Source organism: Vibrio sp. 1641 (genome assembly GCF_033339995.1).
In the GTDB taxonomy this organism is placed as follows: Bacteria; Pseudomonadota; Gammaproteobacteria; order Enterobacterales; family Vibrionaceae; genus Vibrio; species Vibrio alginolyticus.
In genome coordinates this window covers 1-19,706 of sequence record NZ_JAWOVP010000020.1, presented here as the reverse complement: position 1 = coordinate 19,706, position 19,706 = coordinate 1, and the positions used below count along the sequence as shown (strand labels likewise).

The window sequence follows — 19,706 nt, the reverse complement described above, 5'->3', positions numbered from 1 at the left end:
GCCTTTGGGCGTCATTCTTGTAGTGTATTAAGGTTATTAGATGAGTGTTGCTCACGTACTGGAATTAGATTCTCAAATCGAGTTGCTTGATAGATTAGGTCTACTGACTAACTTTGGTTCCAATCTCATTGCGATTAATGGTCATGATGGGTACGGGAAATCTTGGCTAGCGCAGCGATACCTTGAAGTGGGTGCCAGTAACAAGAACCAATGTTTGTTACTTTGTCATTCTAATCAAGACGATGTGCAGCATCGCGTCCTTATTTTGAGTCAACTGGTTTCAGACGCATTGTTTAATCAGCAAGAGCCTTTACTTGATAGCCTTGAAAGGCTTTTAGGTGATGAGCCGTGTGACATTGCAATTGTTGTAGATGATGCGCATTTATTGAGTGAGACACTTATCTCTGAGCTTTGGATGCTGGTCTTAGAGGCGCACCATAAGCCAAATTGGACCATCAATATCCTACTGTTTACACAGTCTGGACGTTTAGAAGGTTTGCTAGCACGTCTCAGTTATGGACAAGAGATAAAGCCTGTTGAGCTTGATATTGATATGTTGTCCGAAGTGGAAGCTCGTCGTTTCTTTGAGTCACTTGTTGCGCGCTACGTCGATGATGAGTCTGAGAAACGGGTTAGAGATGCATTTAAAAAAGTCGACCCAGTACCGGGTGACATCATGGCGTTAGGAGAGATGAAAGTGGAAAAAAGGATCATTATCCGCTCGATTGTCGGTTCACCCCTGAATATTGCGTTGGTGGTATTAGTATTACTGTTGCTTGCTGCGGGTGGCTATTGGTGGATGCTTAGTCAACCAAGTCCTGATGATAAAGCGCAGCAAATTGCTGGCGGTTTAGAGCAAACGGCTATTCCAACTTTTGAAGAGTCAGTAATCAGTGCAGCGCAATCTTCACTGCAACCTGTAACCGATGGCTCTAGCAGTCTTGATAACTCTGGTGCGGTTGATGATTCTGATTCATTACCGCCAGCAGTGACAGAAGAAGTAGCGAGCGTAGGCAGTGATGACAATCAACAAAGAGTGGTGATTGAGTCGAATGTGGTCGATGCATTGCTTGAAGGTAAAACTGATTCAGCAGACACAAAAGCGATTGATGACGTCGTAGGTACTGAGAAAACAGAAACCGCCGATGAAACTAGCTCTCCTTTGATTAAAGTCGTAAAACCGAATCAAGATATGGCGCAAGCACCTGCTCAGTCAGAAGAGGGTGAGGCAAACCAACCTGTTGTGAAGTTTTCATTTGCTCGTGAAGAACTAAAAGCGCTATCGCCAAGAGCTTATACTTTACAACTCGCAGCTATGACCTCAATGGAAGATGTACAATCCTTTCTCAATGAGCATAAACTGAATAATCAAGTGCGAATTTATCCTACCGTTCGTAATGACACCGAGTGGTATATCATCACATATCAAGATTATCCGACAATTCAAATGGCTCGTGATGCCGTCGCAAGCTTGCCAGATTCGGTTAAGTCGGTGAGTCCTTGGGCAAAATCACTCCGTCAGGTTCACCGTGAAATTGAACGAGTGAAATAAACCTGAGCTTCCCTGAAAAATATGTTACATTCCGCAGCCTTAATTTTTGGTCGATAGATAGAGCAGTAGATGAAAAAGCAACGAGCCTTTCTTAAATGGGCAGGAGGAAAATACGGACTGGTTGAAGACATCCAACGTCATTTGCCGCCGGCTCGAAAGCTAGTTGAACCTTTTGTTGGTGCGGGCTCAGTGTTTCTGAATACCGATTATGACCATTATCTACTTGCAGATATCAATCCAGATTTGATCAATCTGTACAACCTGCTGAAAGAACGCCCTGAAGAGTATATCTCTGAAGCGAAGCGTTGGTTTGTCGCTGAGAACAACCGCAAAGAAGCCTACCTACACATTCGCGCTGAATTTAATAAAACCGATGACGTGATGTACCGCTCTTTAGCGTTTTTGTACATGAACCGCTTTGGTTTTAATGGCCTATGCCGTTACAACAAAAAAGGTGGCTTCAATGTACCGTTTGGCTCTTACAAAAAGCCGTATTTCCCTGAGGCGGAATTGGAGTTTTTTGCAGAAAAAGCCAAAAAAGCTACGTTCGTTTGTGAAGGTTATCCTGAAACATTTCGTCGTGCGCGCAAAGGTAGCGTCGTGTATTGCGATCCACCTTATGCGCCGCTTTCAAATACGGCAAATTTCACCTCATACGCAGGTAATGGTTTCACGTTGGACGACCAAGCTGCATTAGCCGACATTGCTGAAAGAACAGCGACTGAACGTGGCATTCCTGTGTTGATTTCTAACCACGACACTACCTTGACACGTCGGTTGTATCACGGTGCGGATCTTAATGTGGTAAAAGTAAAGCGTACCATTAGCCGTAATGGTAACGGTCGTAATAAAGTTGATGAGCTACTTGCGCTTTTTCATGCCCCAGACATGGATAAATCAAGCTCTTAATTCTCACACTATTATATCTAAATAGTGGATCTCCCCACTGGCTTCGGTAGAATTGCGCGCAGATTGTTTGCTCATTACTACTGAGGTCAGGTATGAAAGATTTTCTTATTGCTCCATCCATTTTATCGGCAGATTTTGCTCGTCTCGGTGAAGATGTAGAAAAAGTACTCGCAGCGGGTGCGGATGTGGTGCATTTCGACGTTATGGATAACCACTATGTACCAAACCTGACTTTTGGTGCGCCTGTGTGTAAAGCACTACGCGATTATGGCATCACAGCGCCAATCGATGTTCACCTAATGGTGAAACCCGTTGACCGTATTATTCCTGATTTCGCAAAAGCGGGTGCGTCGATGATTACGTTCCATGTAGAAGCTTCTGATCATGTAGACCGTACACTGCAGTTAATTAAAGAGCACGGCTGTCAGGCTGGTGTGGTACTAAACCCAGCAACGCCACTTGCAAGTCTTGAATTTATTATGGATAAAGTCGACATGATTCTACTGATGTCGGTAAACCCTGGTTTTGGTGGCCAATCATTCATTCCTCATACACTAGATAAACTGCGTGCCGTTCGTAAGATGATTGACGAGTCTGGTCGTGATATCCGCTTAGAAATCGATGGCGGTGTGAAGGTTGACAACATTCGTGAAATTGCAGAAGCGGGCGCAGACATGTTTGTCGCAGGCTCGGCGATTTTCGGTGAGCCAGATTACAAACAAGTGATCGATCAAATGCGCGCTGAACTGGCTGAAGTTAAATAAGCACCGATAAGCCAGCGCAATAACACACTGATTTTAAAGGCTGCCATGTTGTTGGCAGCCTTTGTGTTTTCTAGTATTAGAAGAAATTAAATATCCGCTGCGATGAGCAAATAATCACTTGCCTATTTTACGCCCTTTCTGTACTATTCGTGCTCCTTAAACTCAGTCAATTATCTTTAGTTCCTTGCTTCCTCTGGACGACTGAGCCATTTGTGGAAGCTGAATAATCCGTAAGGAGCAACCAATGCGTCATTACGAAATCGTATTCATGGTGCACCCAGATCAAAGCGAGCAAGTTGCTGGCATGATCGAGCGTTACACTGGTTCAATCACTGAAGCTGGCGGTAAAATCCACCGTCTAGAAGACTGGGGCCGTCGTCAACTGGCTTACCCAATCAACAAGCTTCACAAAGCTCACTACGTTCTTATGAACGTTGAAGCTGACCAAGCTGTAATTGATGAGCTAGAAACTGCTTTCCGTTTCAACGATGCAGTTCTACGTAACATGATCATGCGTACTAAAGCAGCGATCACTGAGCAATCTATCATGCTTAAGCAAAAAGAAGAGCGTGCTCCACGTCGTGAAGAGCGTTCTGAAGCTAAGCCTGAAGCTAAGTCAGAAGCTGCTGAGTAAGTTTTCTTATGGCCAATCGAATGGAGCTGAGCGGCACCATTGCCAAACCGCCCATTCGTAGTAAAAGCCCTGGTGGCATTGAACACTGTCGGTTTTGGCTGGAGCATCGCTCTACTATTATCGAAGCTGACTTACCTCGACAAGTTTATTGTCGTATGCCGGTAGTCGTCAGCGGGCTTGGGTCACAAGCACTAACTCAGAATTTAGTTCAAGGCAGTAACATTAAGGTAAGTGGTTTTGTCACTTATCAAACCGGCCGAAATGGCGTGGGAAAATTAGTGTTACACGCCGACAACATTACTCAAATTTAAGATCAGGAGATAGCCCATGGCTCGTTTCTTCCGTCGTCGTAAATTCTGCCGTTTCACTGCAGAAGGCGTACAAGAGATTGATTACAAAGACGTAGCAACTCTTAAAAACTACATCACTGAAGCTGGTAAAATCGTACCTAGCCGTATCACTGGTACAAGCGCTAAGTACCAGCGTCAACTAGCACGTGCTATCAAGCGTTCACGCTACCTAGCTCTACTACCGTACACTGACAAGCATCAGTAATCGGTTCATTTTATTAAGAAAGAGGATTAAGCAATGCAAGTTATTCTACTTGATAAAATTGGTAACCTAGGTGGTCTTGGCGATACTGCAAACGTTAAATCTGGCTACGCTCGTAACTTCCTTATCCCACAAGGTAAAGCAGTTATGGCAACTAAAGCTAACGTTGAAATGTTTGAAGCTCGTCGTGCTGAACTAGAAGCTAAAGTTGCTGAGCAACTAGCTGCTGCAGAAGCTCGCGCAGAGAAAGTTAACGCTCTAGAAGCGGTAGTTATCGCTTCTAAAGCTGGTGACGAAGGCAAACTATTCGGTTCTATCGGTACTCGTGACATCGCTGACGCTATCACAGCTGCAGGCGTTGAAGTTGCTAAGAGCGAAGTTCGCCTTCCTGAAGGTGCTCTACGTAACACTGGTGAGTTCGAGATCAGCGTTCAACTTCACTCTGAAGTTTTCGCGACAGTTAACCTACAAGTTGTTGCTGCTGAGTAATTCAGTATCAAGACGAAATACTAAAAAGCACCTCCTCGGAGGTGCTTTTTTTATTTCTAAAACTGAGAGAAAAAGGGTTAAAAAGCGAAAAGTAAATTAACGGAAAATACGCTGTCCGCTTTGCTTAAGCCTTCAGGCACTTTATCGTGATACTGACGAGAGTGCGCCAGTTTCAGTGCGATATCTTCAGTAATATCATTGGTTACACTGAGTTCACTATCAGTACGTGTGTTACTTCTACCTGTTACCAACGTAATATCAGCTGCGAAACTTAAATTATCCAACGCATGCCAAGTTGTGTTGATATTTCCTCGAAAAATGCCTTCTCTAACGATATCGGGAAAGACAATATCGTCATCATCTATTTCGTCTAAGTTTGGCTCTTGATAGCGAAAACCAGGGCCTACTTCTACCTCTAAAATGAAGTTCTCAGTGTAGGAGAACTGGTAACCCAAACCACCTGACAACGTATAGTCTTTAAAATAAGCACTGTAGCGAGAATCCACTCCTTTAAAGCTGCCATACAAATACGTCTTAGGGCCTAACTTGTAGTCACTCTGTAGGGAATAGGTGGATGAGCGTTTGTCTTCTTCACCGTCTTTGTACAAGTTGTAGTACTTCCATTCACCATTAGAACGGTGTCGACCTGACGTATATTCAGCACTCAAACGAGCATTCAGGGAACGAGAGTCCGTGTTACCTGTGTGAGCTTGATAGCCGAACTCCACCTCGGTTTTTAGTGGGTCGGGTACATCAATATTTTGCTCTGGCTGTACTGATTCGTCAGCATACGATGCACTAGCGCACAGTAGGCTAAAGCTAAGTAACCAGTATCGGGACACATCAACCTCGAACGTAATCAAAAAGGAGGGGCATGATACTGATACAGATATTTGGTTGGGTCAATGGTAGGTTAATTTTTATTAGAGCTAGGCGGAAGAACCAGGCTATTACCCGGGTGGTTCACATGATGATTTCTTAACAAGTAATTGTCGCTTCGGGGAAGCATCTCAGCTAGGTTAAGGTTATAATCGTGGGTCAATAGTAGTTATCGAGCAAAGTCATGGCGGAAAACAGAAATCGCAAACCTTCAGACAGTCAGGTCGACGCAATCAAAGTGCCACCTCACTCACTAGAAGCCGAGCAATCAGTAATTGGTGGTCTTTTACTGGATAATGAACGTTGGGACACCGTTGCCGAACGTGTTGTGAGCAGTGATTTCTATAGTCGTCCACACCGCCTGATTTTTGAAGGTGTAAAAACCATTCTTGAAGCGGGTAAACCTCTCGATCTTATTACTTTATCGGAATATCTAGAGCGTCACGAGTTGTTAGAAGATGTAGGCGGTTTTGCTTACCTCGCTGACTTGGCGAAGAATACGCCAAGTGCAGCTAACATCAATGCGTATGCTGATATTGTCGCTGAGCGTGCGATTGTTCGTGGTCTTATTGGTGTCGCGAATGAAATTGCGGACGCGGGCTATGACCCTCAAGGTCGCAGTTCTGAAGATTTAATAGATATGGCGGAGAGTAAAGTTTTTGCTATCGCCGAGTCTCGAACTAGTGAAAACGAAGGACCACAAAACGTCGACAACATCCTTGAAAAGACGTTAGAACGTATCGAGTTGTTGTATAAAACGCCACAAGATGGTGTTACCGGGGTCGATACCGGTTTCACAGACCTCAATAAGAAAACCGCAGGTTTGCAAGGCTCTGATTTGGTGATTGTCGCAGCGCGTCCATCGATGGGTAAAACGACCTTTGCGATGAACTTGTGTGAAAATGCGGCCATGCAACAAGAAAAGCCCGTACTTATTTTCTCGTTAGAGATGCCAGCTGAACAGTTGATGATGCGTATGTTGGCCTCTTTGTCTCGTGTTGACCAAACCAAGATCCGTACGGGTCAGCTAGATGACGAAGATTGGGCGCGTATTTCTTCTACTATGGGTATCCTGATGCAGAAGAAGAATATGTACATTGATGATAGCTCTGGTCTAACTCCGACCGAAGTGCGTTCGCGCGCTCGCCGTATCGCTCGTGAACATGGCGGTCTATCTATGATCATGGTCGACTACCTTCAGTTGATGCGCGTGCCTTCGTTAACCGATAACCGTACTCTTGAGATTGCTGAGATCTCTCGCTCTCTTAAGGCGCTGGCAAAAGAGCTAAATGTGCCTGTTGTGGCACTGTCGCAGCTAAACCGTTCCCTAGAGCAACGTGCGGATAAACGACCAGTAAACTCGGACTTGCGTGAATCCGGTTCCATCGAGCAGGATGCCGACTTGATCATGTTCATCTACCGTGATGAGGTTTATCACCCAGATAGTCCGTACAAAGGTACGGCCGAAATCATTATTGGTAAACAGCGTAACGGTCCTATCGGCTCTGTTCGCCTCACTTTCCAAGGTCAACATTCGCGTTTCGACAACTACGCGGGTCCTGCATTCGATATTGATGATGAGTAATTCCATGAGCTATATGAAAGCGGCCAAGGCGTGCATTGATTTGTCTGCGTTGCAGCACAACTTACAGCGCGTAAAAGCTCAAGCGCCACAAAGTAAAGTGATGGCTGTCGTCAAGGCCAATGGTTATGGTCACGGATTACGTCATGTCGCAAAACATGCTAACCATGCGGATGCGTTTGGCGTGGCTCGCATTGAAGAAGCATTGCAACTGCGCGCTTGTGGAGTAGTAAAGCCGATTCTATTGCTAGAAGGTTTTTACTCTCCTGGTGATTTACCTGTTCTTGTGACGAACAACATCCAAACCGTGGTGCACTGTGAAGAGCAGCTTATCGCCTTGGAGCAAGCAGACCTTGAAACTCCGGTTGTCGTGTGGCTGAAGATTGACAGTGGCATGCACCGCCTTGGGGTTCGTCCTGAACAATATGACGACTTTGTAACGCGGCTGAAGGAGTGTCCAAATGTAGCGAAACCGTTGCGTTACATGAGCCACTTTGGCTGTGCAGATGAGCTGGATAGCGATATTACCCCACAACAGATTGAGCTGTTTAAATCGTTGACTTCTGGTTGCCAAGGGGAACGTTCACTGGCGGCATCTGCGGGGTTATTGGCATGGCCTCAAAGCCATTTAGATTGGGTTCGTCCGGGTATTATCATGTATGGTGTGTCGCCATTCGATGACAAAACGGCGCAAGATCTTGGGTATCAGCCTGTCATGACACTTAAATCCCACCTTATTGCGGTACGTGAAGTGAAGAAGGGCGAAAGTGTTGGCTATGGTGGTATTTGGACCAGTGAGCGAGATACAAAAGTTGGTGTCATTGCTGTAGGGTATGGCGACGGTTACCCAAGAAGTGCTCCAAACGGTACGCCGGTGTGGGTTAATGGCCGTAAAGTACCTATTGCAGGTCGAGTTTCCATGGATATGCTGACGGTCGATTTGGGACCAGACGCAACGGATAAAGTCAGCGACGAAGCGATTCTTTGGGGGAAAGAGCTCCCAGTAGAAGAAGTGGCGGGTCACATTGGTACGATTGCGTATGAACTCGTGACTAAGCTAACGCCTCGCGTCGAGATGGAATACTCCAAATAAACAACGAAAGGCTAACCCAAGGTTAGCCTTTGTTTTATCTACTCACCGTTAATCGTAGCAATAACGCGGCGGCCGCCACCAAAGTCTCGATGCTCACCCAAGTAAATACCTTGCCATGTTCCTAAAGCTAATCGACCATTTTGGATTGGTACCGTCACACTACTGCCAAGCAGTGATGCTTTAATATGTGCCGGCATGTCGTCGTCACCTTCATAGGTGTGCTGATAATAAGGAGCACGCTCTGGCACAAACTTATTGAAGTGCGCTTCCATGTCCATACGCACGGTTGGATCAGCATTCTCATTTAAGGTCAAACTGGCGGAGGTGTGCTGAATAAATAAGTGTAATAAACCTACTGAAAGTTCGTTTATTTGTGGTAATTGTTGTTCAATTTCATCAGTTATCAGGTGAAAACCGCGGCTTCTCGCTTTTAATTGCAGTGTTTTTTGTGCCCACATACGTGTTCCTTTGGAAATTTATAAATTGGCGTCTATCCTATTCCAATTAGAGCCTGTCATTAGTAAATGATATGATTCTTGTCATCGTAAATGAATTGTTCAATTTCAGGGCAGGGAACGTGACCTAACTCAATGTGAGTGTAAAAGCTCTCGGTCATAATTGGCGCCTGAAAAAAAATTACAAAGACTTGTTTTGTGGCAATTTGCCCAAACATCTAATTTATATTCTATTTGCTAAATCGGGGATTCCACAGTTTTCGCTAGACTGTAAGGAATGGAACCTACTGTAACATCGGGATAAAGACCATGTTGAAAAATATCAATCCAACGCAAACACAAGCTTGGAAAGCGCTAACGGCGCATTTCGAATCTGCACAAGATATGGATCTTAAAGAGCTGTTTGCTCAAGACGCAGCGCGTTTCGACAAATACTCTGCACGTTTCGGCTCAGACATCCTAGTCGATTACTCAAAGAACCTCATCAATGAGGAAACTCTGAAGCACCTGTTTGCTCTTGCGAAAGAGACCGAGCTGAAATCTGCAATTGAAGCGATGTTCAGTGGTGAAGCGATCAACCAAACAGAAGGTCGCGCTGTTCTTCACACTGCACTACGTAACCGCGCTAATACTCCAGTTATGGTAGATGGCGAAGACGTAATGCCAGCAGTGAACGCGGTTCTAGAAAAAATGAAATCATTCACTGAGCGCGTTATCGGCGGTGAATGGAAAGGTTACACAGGCAAAGCAATTACCGATATTGTGAACATCGGTATCGGCGGTTCTGACCTTGGCCCTTACATGGTGACGGAAGCTCTAGCGCCATACAAAAATCATCTAAACCTTCACTTCGTATCTAACGTTGATGGTACACACATCGTTGAAACGTTGAAGAAAGTTAACCCAGAAACGACGTTATTCTTGATCGCGTCTAAGACGTTTACAACACAAGAAACCATGACTAACGCGCACACTGCTCGTGATTGGTTCCTAGAATCGGCGGGTGATCAGGCTCATGTGGCTAAGCACTTTGCTGCGCTTTCAACAAACGCGACAGCCGTGTCTGAATTTGGTATCGATACAGCGAACATGTTTGAATTCTGGGACTGGGTTGGTGGCCGTTACTCACTATGGTCTGCGATCGGTCTATCAATTGCACTAGCAGTAGGTTTCGACAACTTTGTTGAGTTGCTTGATGGTGCTCACGAGATGGACAAGCACTTCGTATCAACAGATCTAGAAAGCAATATTCCAGTGATTCTTGCTTTGATTGGTATTTGGTACAACAACTTCCACGGTGCGGAGTCAGAAGCTATCCTACCTTACGATCAATACATGCACCGTTTTGCAGCATATTTCCAGCAAGGCAACATGGAATCAAACGGTAAATACGTTGATCGTGACGGCAATGCTGTAACTTACCAAACTGGCCCAATCATTTGGGGTGAACCAGGTACCAACGGTCAGCACGCGTTCTACCAGCTAATTCACCAAGGTACTAAGCTTATCCCATGTGACTTCATTGCACCTGCAATTAGCCACAACCCAGCTAGCGATCATCACCAAAAACTGATGTCTAACTTCTTCGCGCAAACTGAAGCTCTAGCGTTTGGTAAAAATGAAGAAACCGTGAAAGAAGAGTTGGTGAAAGTAGGTAAGAATGCTGAAGAAGTGGCAGCGATTGCGCCATTCAAAGTGTTTGAAGGTAACCGTCCAACAAACTCTATTCTAGTGAAGCAAATCACGCCTCGTACGCTAGGTAACTTGATCGCAATGTACGAACACAAAATTTTCGTACAAGGTGTTATCTGGAATATCTTCAGCTTTGACCAGTGGGGCGTGGAGCTAGGTAAACAACTGGCTAACCAAATCCTACCTGAGCTTGCAGACGAGTCTCAAATCAGCTCGCATGACAGCTCAACAAACGGTCTAATCAACGCATTTAAAGCGTTCAAAGCTTAATGTTTGAATAGATAAAGAAAAGGTCAGCAAATGCTGACCTTTTTATTGCCTGAGGCAAAAACAAAATAGGTTGGCCAGTGCCAACCTATTTTTTCTCTTTTATTCGAAGCAAATTTCGATAAAGGCATTTCCCCATTGGGAAGAGAAAGGCATGATAATAATTGAGCCTTCACACTTGTGGCGAATTGTATGACCTCGGCCCGAAACCACAACCGGTGTTGCCATATCAAAGTCAAAACCACTTTCCGCCAGAATGCGTTTCGCACCACCAGTAACCATGTTGGTGATCTCACCCACCATATCGGTCACTTCTTCATTGAGCCCATTTGGACGTTCACCAAGCATGTTCTGCATGATTTCTAGGGCGAGTGCTTCATCAAAGGTGATCGACATTGAACCACGAGTTTGTGGGCCTACCATACCAATCAGACCAGAAACGTCACCTCGTGCGATCTCATCTTTTTTGATTCGCGGTTTTTGTGGCTTCAGCTCAAGAGAAGCCATAGTTTTTAGCACGTTCATTAAAGAAGCTAAAAACGGGTTTACAAATTCAGCGCGCATAACGTTCTTCTATACTTTTTCTTTCGTCTCGGAGGAACAGGCCTGGCATTCACCATGAGTTTCAATAACTTGGTTGGTCAGTTTGAATCCATGCTTCTCGGCGTTTTCGGCTAACAAGGATATCAGCGTCTCATCTTCGAGTTCAACGACATCACCACATTTATCGCAAATTAGTAATTGGAAAAAGTGCTGCTGAGTATTGAAAGAACAACAAGTAATAAAGCTATTTGTCGATTCCACTCGGTGGATGAAGCCTTGCTCTAGGAGAAAATCTAATGCTCGATAAACAGTGGGCGGCTTAGCCTGAGGCTCACTCTCTTTTAGTTGCTCCAATAGCTCATACGCACTTGAGGCGCGGCGATTAGAACAAATGAGTTCAAATACGCGTCGGCGTTGCGGAGTCAGTCGTACTCCACGCTCTGCGCAGATACTTTCAATTTGTTCAATGATTGTTGGGTTCAAACCTTTCACCATAACTATCGGACGTGCTCTATGATAAATCATTTCTATACGAAGTTCGTTTAGAAATGCTTCATTTTACCCACTATCAGAACGAAAATCATGAATTAAAGCAAGTCGGTGGTGGTGTGAAGGCGGAATAATCATCACAGAATGAATCAACGAATGACAGATTCGTATTACTTCTGCGTATTCCTAAGCACTTGGCTAGCCAGCCAACCAAATCATTCTCGCTGAAACTAGCACCCAGAGGTGCTTGGGTATACAATACCCGACTTATTTTTTGAGCGTACTGCTGCGCTCGACCTTGGCAACATAAAAACGGGTGTTTATATCATGACTCATTCTTGCAGGCTCTCTGTAGCACCAATGTTAGATTGGACTGATCGTCATTGTCGCTACTTCCATCGCTTAATGACCAAAGAAACCCTGCTGTACACTGAAATGGTGACGACAGGTGCGATCATTCATGGAAAAGGAGATTTCCTGGCTTATAACGAAGAAGAGCATCCGTTAGCCCTTCAACTTGGTGGTTCAAACCCAGCAGATTTGGCTACGTGTGCTAAGCTAGCGCAAGAGCGTGGCTACGATGAGATTAACCTAAATGTGGGGTGTCCATCTGACCGCGTACAAAACGGTCGATTTGGTGCTTGCCTAATGGCTGAACCGCAGTTAGTTGCGGATTGTGTCGCAGCAATGAAAGACGTGGTCGATATCCCTGTAACAGTCAAGACTCGCATTGGTATTGATGATCAAGACTCTTACGAGTTCTTAACGGATTTCGTTTCTATTGTTTCAGAAAAGGGTGGCTGTGAGCAGTTCACTATCCATGCTCGTAAAGCTTGGTTAAGTGGTTTAAGCCCAAAAGAAAACCGTGAGATCCCACCATTGGATTACCCACGCGCTTACCAATTGAAGCAAGACTTCTCACACCTAACGGTTGCGATTAACGGTGGCGTGAAGTCATTAGAAGAAGCAAAAGCACATCTTCAGCATCTTGACGGTGTGATGATTGGTCGTGAAGCATACCAAAGCCCATATCTACTGGCATCGGTAGACCAAGAGTTGTTTGGCTCTAACGCTCCAGTGAAGAAACGCAGCGAAATTGTTGAAGAGATGTACCCATACATTGAAGCGCAATTAGCGAAAGGTGCGTACCTTGGTCACATTACCCGTCACATGTTAGGTTTGTTCCAAAGCATGCCCGGTGCTCGTCAATGGCGTCGTCATATCAGTGAAAATGCGCACAAATCAGGTTCTGGTCTAGAAGTATTGCAAGACGCGCTAGCTAAGATTCCAAAAGAATTGAATGTGTAAAATTCGCCAGTGAATGGCTAAAATTACCAACTAAAGAATGATAAAGCCAGAGTGCAGAAATGCCTCTGGTTTTGTTTTTTTATTAAAAATCATAATCTTAAATTCTTCTCTATAAGTTGGTATGGAAACTGCTCTGTTTATTGAAAACAAATGGAGAAGTGATTATGTTGGAGCTAATCTTTATTTTAGTCTTTGCGGCGACCTTGTTGGTTACGGGTATCACAATGATGACCGTATTCGCAGCAACTGGTATTGCGTTAGTTGTGATGTTTTTACTGGGAATGGTTGGAGCGGTACTCAAACTATTACCATGGTTAATCGTGATTGCATTGGGTATTTGGTTCTTCAAGAATTACGTCGCTCAGCCCCGCTATAAATAATGAGTAACATCATTTAGTTGATGGAGAGGCGTGAGAATATGGTATATTTCCTCCCACGTCCTCTACGTGAATATCAGCTATCTCGGAGTAAATACTACATGACAAATAAAGCGAACATCGCTTTAACGGCATTATCGTTGGCAGTATCTTTTCCTGTTTTTGCAGAGTACTCTGTATCGACAAAAGTCGGCGCAGAGGTATGGGCTGCCGACACTAAAGTTAATGAAGTGAGACGAGATAGCAGTACCGCAGGCACTTTTTACGCGGCGATTGAACATGATGTTAAATATGTCCCTAATGCGCGCCTTCGTTACTCAAGTGTTGATGCGGATTACATGGGGTTCGATAAGCTCGATTTAACCTTGTATTACCACGTTCTAGAGCATGATTTATTGCACTTTGATGCGGGTCTCACGTTCAGTAATTTAAGTGACACTAAATACATTGATGCTGGCTCAAGCAGGCGTGTAGAAGAATTTGATGAGCTGATTTGGGCTTGGTATGGTTACGCAGAAATTCAAGTTCCGGATACAAACTTTGATGTGATTGGTGAGATAAACTTTGGTGACAACAAAGGTATCAAAAGCACCGATTTCATGGCAGGTGTTCAATACAATGTACCGCTCGAAAAAGCTCGACTGGCTTTTCGTGGAGGTTACCGTGTGATTGATTTAGAGTCCGATAAATTCATGTCGGATCTAGGGAAAGAGTTTATTTTTGCTAACGGCTTCTTTGTGAGTGCGGAATACGCGTTCTAAATTCAGCCATGTTAGATATTCGATTTACTTAAAACGTCGCTTTATAAGCGGCGTTTTTTTATATCACTTCATTATATCTAATCGAAATTTCTCCCTATTTGGCTGACTTAGACCATGCTTACCTAGGAGCAATGTGAAAGTTAAAGCAGGGATAGCGATGACAATAAATGAACTAAGACATCTATTCCGTGAAAATCAGCTTATCGAAGCGATTATTGAGCCTGCAATCCAAGAGGGTGGTTGGGTTGTAGAGTTCAGACATGCGCGCGGTGGTTTTGTTTTTCTAACGGACAGTCACGGCGAAGAATGTCTTTATGAAGATTTGGATACTGCGTCAAAATCGGCAATGGCAGTAGGCTTTCAACAAGTCCGCATTGAAGATCGATGAGCAAAAAGTAAGCCGTTCTTACTTCCAAAAAGTTATAAAACATTCACTTCTATTCTTTCTTGTTATTAAGGAGAGTGGGTACTCTATCGTCACGCAATGAATAGGGATGTCGTGATAATGTCTTTTCAAAAGAATGAGTATTCTCACAAGAATGTGTCTGAAGATAATAATGGGCAAGGAGGAAATCCTCCAATCGCAAGCCCTCTGAATGACCAACAAATTAGCTCACTCCAACAAACTGTCTCTGAGTTGTCTTCACAGCAACTTGCTTGGGTCAGTGGGTATTTTTGGGGATTAGCTCAAAATCAACCAAACACAGCGGTAACGCCAATTGCACAAGCAACGGCAGCCGTATCAGCGAAGCCAGCAGGTAAGTTGAGTATTATTTTTGCTTCCCAAACGGGCAATGCTAAAGGTGTTGCTGAAGCTCTGGAACAGGAAGCAAAAGCAGAAGGAATTGCAGTTGAACTTTTTGATGCAAGCGATTACAAAGGTAAAAACTTAGCCAAAGAAACGCATGTCATTATTGTGGCATCGACTAACGGCGAAGGCGAAGCGCCAGACAATGCCATTGAGCTACATGAGTTTTTGCAATCGAAGAAGGCTCCAAAGCTGCCAAACCTGCAATATGGTGTTATTGCATTGGGAGATTCTAGCTACGAGTTCTTCTGTCAGACCGGTAAAGACTTCGACACTTACCTATCAAAGCTAGGCGCGACTCCATTTATCGAGCGTCTTGATTGCGATGTGGATTATGAAGCCCCTGCAACTGAATGGCGTAAGAATGCGTTAGACAAGGTAAAAGATACACTGTCTTCTGGCTCTGAAGCGGATGTGGTTCAACTTCCTGTGGGTCAAGCTGCGACTGCGCACTCTCCTTACAATAAACAAAATCCGTACACTGCGACGTTACTGACCAGTCAAAAAATCACGGGCCGTGACTCTGGAAAAGACGTTCGCCATATAGAAATCGACTTAGAAGGCTCGGGTTTAACGTATCAGCCAGGTGATGCACTAGGTGTGTGGTTTGAAAATAGCTCGGAACTTGCAAATGCCATTCTTGGTAAGGTCGGTTTGTCTGGGGTTGAGACTGTTGACGTTGATGGTGAAAGCTTGTCAATCCACAGTGCTCTTGTGAGTAAATATGAAATCACAACATCTAACCCACAGCTCATCACAAAGTTTGCCGAGTTATCCGGTAGCAAGAAACTACAAAAGTTAGTTGAAGATAAAGATAAGCTTCGCGAGTACTCTGCAAATACTCAAATCGTTGATGTACTGGCAGAAAAGAAAACCAAGTTAACCGCAGATGAATTGATTGGTTTGCTTCGTCGTCTTACTCCACGCCTTTACTCTATTGCATCAAGCCAAGAAGAGGTCGATGAAGAAGTACACCTAACGGTTGCTTTGGTTGAGTACGAACAAAACGACGAAAAACGATATGGTGGAGCGTCTAGTTTCTTAGCACAGCGTCTCGAAGAGGGAGATGAAGTTAAAGTATTTGTTGAGCATAACAACAACTTTAAACTGCCGGAAGATGATAGCACTCCAATTATCATGGTTGGTCCTGGCACAGGGATCGCACCATTCCGAAGCTTTATTCAGGAACGTGAAAACCGTGATGCTGAAGGCAAAAACTGGTTGTTCTTTGGTGATCGCACGTTCACTCAAGACTTCTTATACCAAGTGGAATGGCAAAAGTATCTCAAGTCAGGAGTACTAAGCCGATTGGATGTTGCCTTTAGTCGTGACCAAGTAGAAAAGGTTTACGTACAACATCGCATCTTAGAAAACGCAGCTCAAGTGTGGCAGTGGATCCAAGAAGGCGCTTATATCTATGTCTGCGGTGATGCAACGCGTATGGCAAAAGATGTGCACGACGCATTGGTTATCGTTGCTGAACAAGAAGGCAAGATGCCGCGTGACGATGCAGAACAATTTATTAATGACCTACGTAAAGCGAAACGTTATCAGAGGGATGTGTACTAATGACTTTTTCTACGGACAATAATAAGCAGGTTGTATTAGGTGAAGAGTTAGGGCCGCTATCTGATAACGAGCGCCTGAAGCGAGAAAGCAACTTATTACGTGGCACCATTGAGCAAGATTTACAGGACCGTATTACTGGTGGCTTTACTGCCGACAACTTCCAGTTAATTCGTTTCCACGGTATGTATCAACAAGACGATCGTGATATCCGTAATGAACGCACAAAGCAAAAACTGGAACCATTACATAATGTGATGCTTCGTGCTCGTATGCCTGGAGGCATCATCACGCCAACGCAATGGTTAGCGATCGACAAGTTCGCAACGGAGCACTCTTTATATGGAAGTATTCGTCTGACGACTCGCCAAACGTTCCAGTTTCATGGGGTATTAAAACCGAATATTAAGTTGATGCATCAAACGCTCAACAGTATTGGTATTGATTCGATTGCAACCGCGGGTGATGTAAACCGTAACGTGTTGTGTACCACTAATCCAGTGGAGTCAGAGTTACACCAAGAAGCTTACGAATGGGCGAAGAGAATCAGTGAACACCTGCTTCCGAAAACACGCGCTTATGCAGAGATTTGGCTAGACGGTGAAAAAGTAGAAAGCACGGAAGAAGACGAACCGATTCTAGGCAAGAACTACTTACCACGTAAGTTTAAAACCACAGTGGTTATCCCACCGCAAAATGACGTAGATGTACACGCTAACGATCTCAACTTCGTAGCGATTGCAGATAACGGCAAGCTGGTTGGTTTTAACGTCCTGGTCGGCGGCGGCTTAGCGATGACGCATGGCGATACATCAACTTATCCGCGCCGCGCTGACGACTTTGGCTTTATTCCGCTGGACAAGACACTTGATGTTGCCGCAGCTGTAGTAACAACTCAGCGTGATTGGGGTAACCGTTCAAACCGCAAAAATGCGAAAACGAAGTACACGTTAGATCGTGTAGGTAGCGATGTGTTTAAAGCGGAAGTCGAGAAACGTGCTGGTGTTAAGTTTGAGCAAAGCCGTCCATATGAATTCACAGAACGTGGTGACCGTATTGGCTGGGTAGAAGGAATTGATGGTAAATATCATTTAGCGCTTTTCATCGAAAACGGTCGCTTATTAGACTTTCCAGGTAAACCACTTAAGACGGGTGTTGCTGAAATTGCCAAAATCCACAAAGGCGATTTCCGCATGACAGCAAACCAAAACCTAATTGTTGCGGGTGTACCTAAAAACGAAAAAGCGAAGATTGAAAAGATCGCTCGTGAACATGGCTTAATGGACGACGGCGTAAGTGAACAGCGTAAGAACTCAATGGCTTGTGTTGCTTTTCCAACTTGTCCGCTAGCGATGGCAGAAGCTGAACGTTTCCTTCCTCAGTTTGTTACTGATGTTGAGGGGATTCTGGAGAAGCACAACCTACCAGAAAATGACAACATCATTTTGCGTGTAACTGGGTGTCCAAATGGTTGTGGTCGCGCAATGTTGGCTGAAATTGGTCTAGTTGGCAAAGCGCCGGGTCGTTACAACTTGCACCTAGGTGGTAACCGTGCCGGTACTCGAGTACCAAAAATGTATAAAGAGAACATCACGGATAAGCAAATCTTAGAAGAGATTGATCTGCTGGTGGCCCGATGGTCGAAAGAGCGTGAAGAAGGCGAAGCCTTTGGCGATTTCACTATTCGTGCTGGCATTATCCAAGAAGTGCTCGTATCAAAGAGGGACTTTCATGCTTGATTCTGTAGCATCCAAGCTGGAGCTCACAGAGTTACTGACATTAACAAAGACGGAGCAAATCCTCCGTCTTGCTCAAATTAATGTCGAGCTCGAAAAGCTTTCAGCACAAGAGAGAGTAGCGTGGGCTTTAGATAATCTAGAAGGCGAGTTCGCGGTTTCTTCTAGTTTTGGTATTCAAGCCGCGGTTATGCTTCATTTAGTTACTCGCGCCAAAGCGGACATCCCCGTCATTCTAACCGATACTGGTTACCTGTTTGCTGAGACGTACCGATTTATCGATGAGCTGACAGATGCTCTCAACCTAAATTTAAAAGTTTATCGAGCCAAGGAAAGTGCGAATTGGCAAGAAGCTCGATATGGAAAATTATGGGAGCAAGGCGTAGAGGGAATTGAAAAATACAACAAGCTCAATAAAGTTGAGCCGATGCGTCGAGCGTTAAAAGAGCTTAATGTTGGAACGTGGTTCTCTGGACTGCGTCGAGAGCAAAGTAAATCTCGTGCAGGTTTACCGATTCTATCAATTCAGAACGGTGTGTTTAAATTTCTACCAGTAATTGATTGGACTAATAAAGACGTTCATTACTACTTAGAACAACACGGCCTTAAATACCACCCATTGTGGGATGAAGGTTACCTTTCAGTTGGTGATACACATACTACTCGTAAATGGGAGCCGGGAATGTCAGAGGAAGAAACTCGATTCTTTGGCTTAAAGCGAGAATGTGGCCTACACGAAGATGATGGCTCTGAACAAGATGGGTCTGGCATATAGCCATAATGCTCTTTAAATAGAGTTTAGGTTAAGTTTAATAAAGATAGCTGCAATAAAGCAGCTTTCTTTATTTATGGTACTTGAAAAACACGTCTCAAAGAACAACTCTGTGGATAAGTTGTGTGATAGTTTGGGGTAAAGTTGAATAAATAAAGGTTTGATCGAAAACTCATCGTTTAACCACTGTTTTTGCAATTTTTGAAAAATAACACTTGCCAATGTGAGCGCGATCTCTATAATGCCTCCTCGTCGACAGGGCAAGGCCTCACAAGGGTTTAAGCGAAGTTGATAAGGCTGAAAAGAAAAACGAAATAATTTGAAGAAAGTGTTTGACACAATAAATTATCTCGCTAGAATGGCCGCCTCTTCCGAAGTGATGTCAATCACAAAGAAGAGTTGCTCTTTAACAATATAGACCTATCAATCTGTGTGGGCACTCGTTGATGATAATCCAATTCGATACTTCGGTATCAAA

Annotated in this window: 21 protein-coding genes; 17 read left to right on the top strand and 4 right to left on the bottom strand. The window is 44.3% G+C overall.

Features of this window, described 5'->3' with window-relative positions; all coding sequences use genetic code 11:
• Nucleotides 1–40: 40 nt before the first annotated feature.
• The 7 genes from R7Z47_RS22280 to rplI all read left to right on the top strand — a co-directional run bounded on the left by R7Z47_RS22280 (nucleotide 41) and on the right by rplI (nucleotide 4,900).
• Nucleotides 41–1,552: an SPOR domain-containing protein gene (locus tag R7Z47_RS22280; RefSeq protein ID WP_206954853.1), complete on the top strand. Its 1,512-nt coding sequence runs from the start codon at nucleotides 41–43 to the stop codon at nucleotides 1,550–1,552.
• A 69-nt stretch (nucleotides 1,553–1,621) separates the two neighbouring features.
• Nucleotides 1,622–2,461, top strand: a complete 840-nt coding sequence (locus R7Z47_RS22275; protein WP_005382762.1) for a Dam family site-specific DNA-(adenine-N6)-methyltransferase — start codon at nucleotides 1,622–1,624, stop codon at nucleotides 2,459–2,461.
• 92 nt (nucleotides 2,462–2,553) lie between these two features.
• Nucleotides 2,554–3,225, top strand: coding sequence for a ribulose-phosphate 3-epimerase (gene rpe / locus R7Z47_RS22270; protein WP_005381300.1), 672 nt, complete (start codon nucleotides 2,554–2,556; stop codon nucleotides 3,223–3,225).
• 244 nt (nucleotides 3,226–3,469) lie between these two features.
• Complete coding sequence (gene rpsF / locus R7Z47_RS22265) at nucleotides 3,470–3,859, top strand: 30S ribosomal protein S6 (RefSeq protein ID WP_005381299.1); 390 nt, start codon at nucleotides 3,470–3,472, stop codon at nucleotides 3,857–3,859.
• An 8-nt stretch (nucleotides 3,860–3,867) separates the two neighbouring features.
• Nucleotides 3,868–4,170, top strand: coding sequence for a primosomal replication protein N (priB, locus tag R7Z47_RS22260; protein WP_005381298.1), 303 nt, complete (start codon nucleotides 3,868–3,870; stop codon nucleotides 4,168–4,170).
• Between the two features lie 16 nt (nucleotides 4,171–4,186).
• Nucleotides 4,187–4,414 (top strand): 30S ribosomal protein S18, encoded by a 228-nt coding sequence (gene rpsR, locus R7Z47_RS22255; protein ID WP_000090472.1) that lies wholly within the window; start codon nucleotides 4,187–4,189, stop codon nucleotides 4,412–4,414.
• A 33-nt stretch (nucleotides 4,415–4,447) separates the two neighbouring features.
• Nucleotides 4,448–4,900 (top strand): 50S ribosomal protein L9, encoded by a 453-nt coding sequence (gene rplI, locus R7Z47_RS22250; protein ID WP_005382760.1) that lies wholly within the window; start codon nucleotides 4,448–4,450, stop codon nucleotides 4,898–4,900.
• A 77-nt stretch (nucleotides 4,901–4,977) separates the two neighbouring features.
• Here rplI and R7Z47_RS22245 read toward each other — a convergent pair whose 3' ends face one another.
• The gene (locus R7Z47_RS22245) at nucleotides 4,978–5,742 is read right to left on the bottom strand and encodes a DUF481 domain-containing protein (RefSeq protein ID WP_005381276.1); all 765 of its coding nucleotides are present in this window, start codon (nucleotides 5,740–5,742) and stop codon (nucleotides 4,978–4,980) included.
• A 221-nt stretch (nucleotides 5,743–5,963) separates the two neighbouring features.
• Here R7Z47_RS22245 and R7Z47_RS22240 point away from each other — a divergent pair, with 221 nt between their 5' ends.
• A complete protein-coding gene (locus tag R7Z47_RS22240) occupies nucleotides 5,964–7,364 on the top strand; it encodes a replicative DNA helicase (RefSeq protein WP_005382759.1) in 1,401 nt (466 codons plus the stop codon).
• Between the two features lie 13 nt (nucleotides 7,365–7,377).
• Entirely contained in the window at nucleotides 7,378–8,454 is a 1,077-nt protein-coding gene (alr, locus tag R7Z47_RS22235; RefSeq protein WP_005381272.1) for an alanine racemase, read from the top strand.
• Nucleotides 8,455–8,492: 38 nt separating this feature from the next.
• Here the strand turns inward: alr and R7Z47_RS22230 are convergent, their stop codons facing one another.
• The gene (locus R7Z47_RS22230) at nucleotides 8,493–8,912 is read right to left on the bottom strand and encodes a secondary thiamine-phosphate synthase enzyme YjbQ (RefSeq protein WP_005381271.1); all 420 of its coding nucleotides are present in this window, start codon (nucleotides 8,910–8,912) and stop codon (nucleotides 8,493–8,495) included.
• A gap of 306 nt (nucleotides 8,913–9,218) precedes the next feature.
• Between R7Z47_RS22230 and pgi the strand changes: the two genes are divergently transcribed.
• Entirely contained in the window at nucleotides 9,219–10,871 is a 1,653-nt protein-coding gene (gene pgi, locus R7Z47_RS22225) for a glucose-6-phosphate isomerase (protein ID WP_005381270.1), read from the top strand.
• Between the two features lie 99 nt (nucleotides 10,872–10,970).
• Here pgi and R7Z47_RS22220 read toward each other — a convergent pair whose 3' ends face one another.
• Both R7Z47_RS22220 and zur read right to left on the bottom strand, forming a co-directional pair.
• Nucleotides 10,971–11,432 (bottom strand): chemotaxis protein CheX, encoded by a 462-nt coding sequence (locus R7Z47_RS22220; RefSeq protein WP_005381269.1) that lies wholly within the window; start codon nucleotides 11,430–11,432, stop codon nucleotides 10,971–10,973.
• Nucleotides 11,433–11,441: 9 nt separating this feature from the next.
• The gene (zur, locus tag R7Z47_RS22215) at nucleotides 11,442–11,906 is read right to left on the bottom strand and encodes a zinc uptake transcriptional repressor Zur (protein WP_005381268.1); all 465 of its coding nucleotides are present in this window, start codon (nucleotides 11,904–11,906) and stop codon (nucleotides 11,442–11,444) included.
• Between the two features lie 321 nt (nucleotides 11,907–12,227).
• Between zur and dusA the strand changes: the two genes are divergently transcribed.
• The 7 genes from dusA to R7Z47_RS22180 all read left to right on the top strand — a co-directional run bounded on the left by dusA (nucleotide 12,228) and on the right by R7Z47_RS22180 (nucleotide 19,231).
• Nucleotides 12,228–13,208, top strand: coding sequence for a tRNA dihydrouridine(20/20a) synthase DusA (gene dusA, locus R7Z47_RS22210; RefSeq protein WP_318130629.1), 981 nt, complete (start codon nucleotides 12,228–12,230; stop codon nucleotides 13,206–13,208).
• Nucleotides 13,209–13,372: 164 nt separating this feature from the next.
• Nucleotides 13,373–13,588 (top strand): envelope stress response protein PspG, encoded by a 216-nt coding sequence (gene pspG / locus R7Z47_RS22205; protein WP_005381266.1) that lies wholly within the window; start codon nucleotides 13,373–13,375, stop codon nucleotides 13,586–13,588.
• Between the two features lie 98 nt (nucleotides 13,589–13,686).
• Entirely contained in the window at nucleotides 13,687–14,346 is a 660-nt protein-coding gene (locus tag R7Z47_RS22200) for a TIGR04219 family outer membrane beta-barrel protein (RefSeq protein ID WP_005381265.1), read from the top strand.
• Between the two features lie 157 nt (nucleotides 14,347–14,503).
• Nucleotides 14,504–14,734, top strand: coding sequence for a hypothetical protein (locus tag R7Z47_RS22195; RefSeq protein WP_005381264.1), 231 nt, complete (start codon nucleotides 14,504–14,506; stop codon nucleotides 14,732–14,734).
• A gap of 117 nt (nucleotides 14,735–14,851) precedes the next feature.
• On the top strand, nucleotides 14,852–16,723 hold the full coding sequence (locus tag R7Z47_RS22190) for an assimilatory sulfite reductase (NADPH) flavoprotein subunit (protein ID WP_005381262.1): 1,872 nt from the start codon (nucleotides 14,852–14,854) through the stop codon (nucleotides 16,721–16,723).
• On the top strand, nucleotides 16,723–18,459 hold the full coding sequence (cysI, locus tag R7Z47_RS22185; RefSeq protein WP_017821724.1) for an assimilatory sulfite reductase (NADPH) hemoprotein subunit: 1,737 nt from the start codon (nucleotides 16,723–16,725) through the stop codon (nucleotides 18,457–18,459). The genes R7Z47_RS22190 and cysI overlap by 1 nt, the downstream gene beginning before the upstream one ends.
• Nucleotides 18,452–19,231, top strand: a complete 780-nt coding sequence (locus R7Z47_RS22180; RefSeq protein WP_005382748.1) for a phosphoadenylyl-sulfate reductase — start codon at nucleotides 18,452–18,454, stop codon at nucleotides 19,229–19,231. Before cysI ends, R7Z47_RS22180 begins: the two co-directional genes overlap by 8 nt.
• Nucleotides 19,232–19,706: the final 475 nt, after the last annotated feature.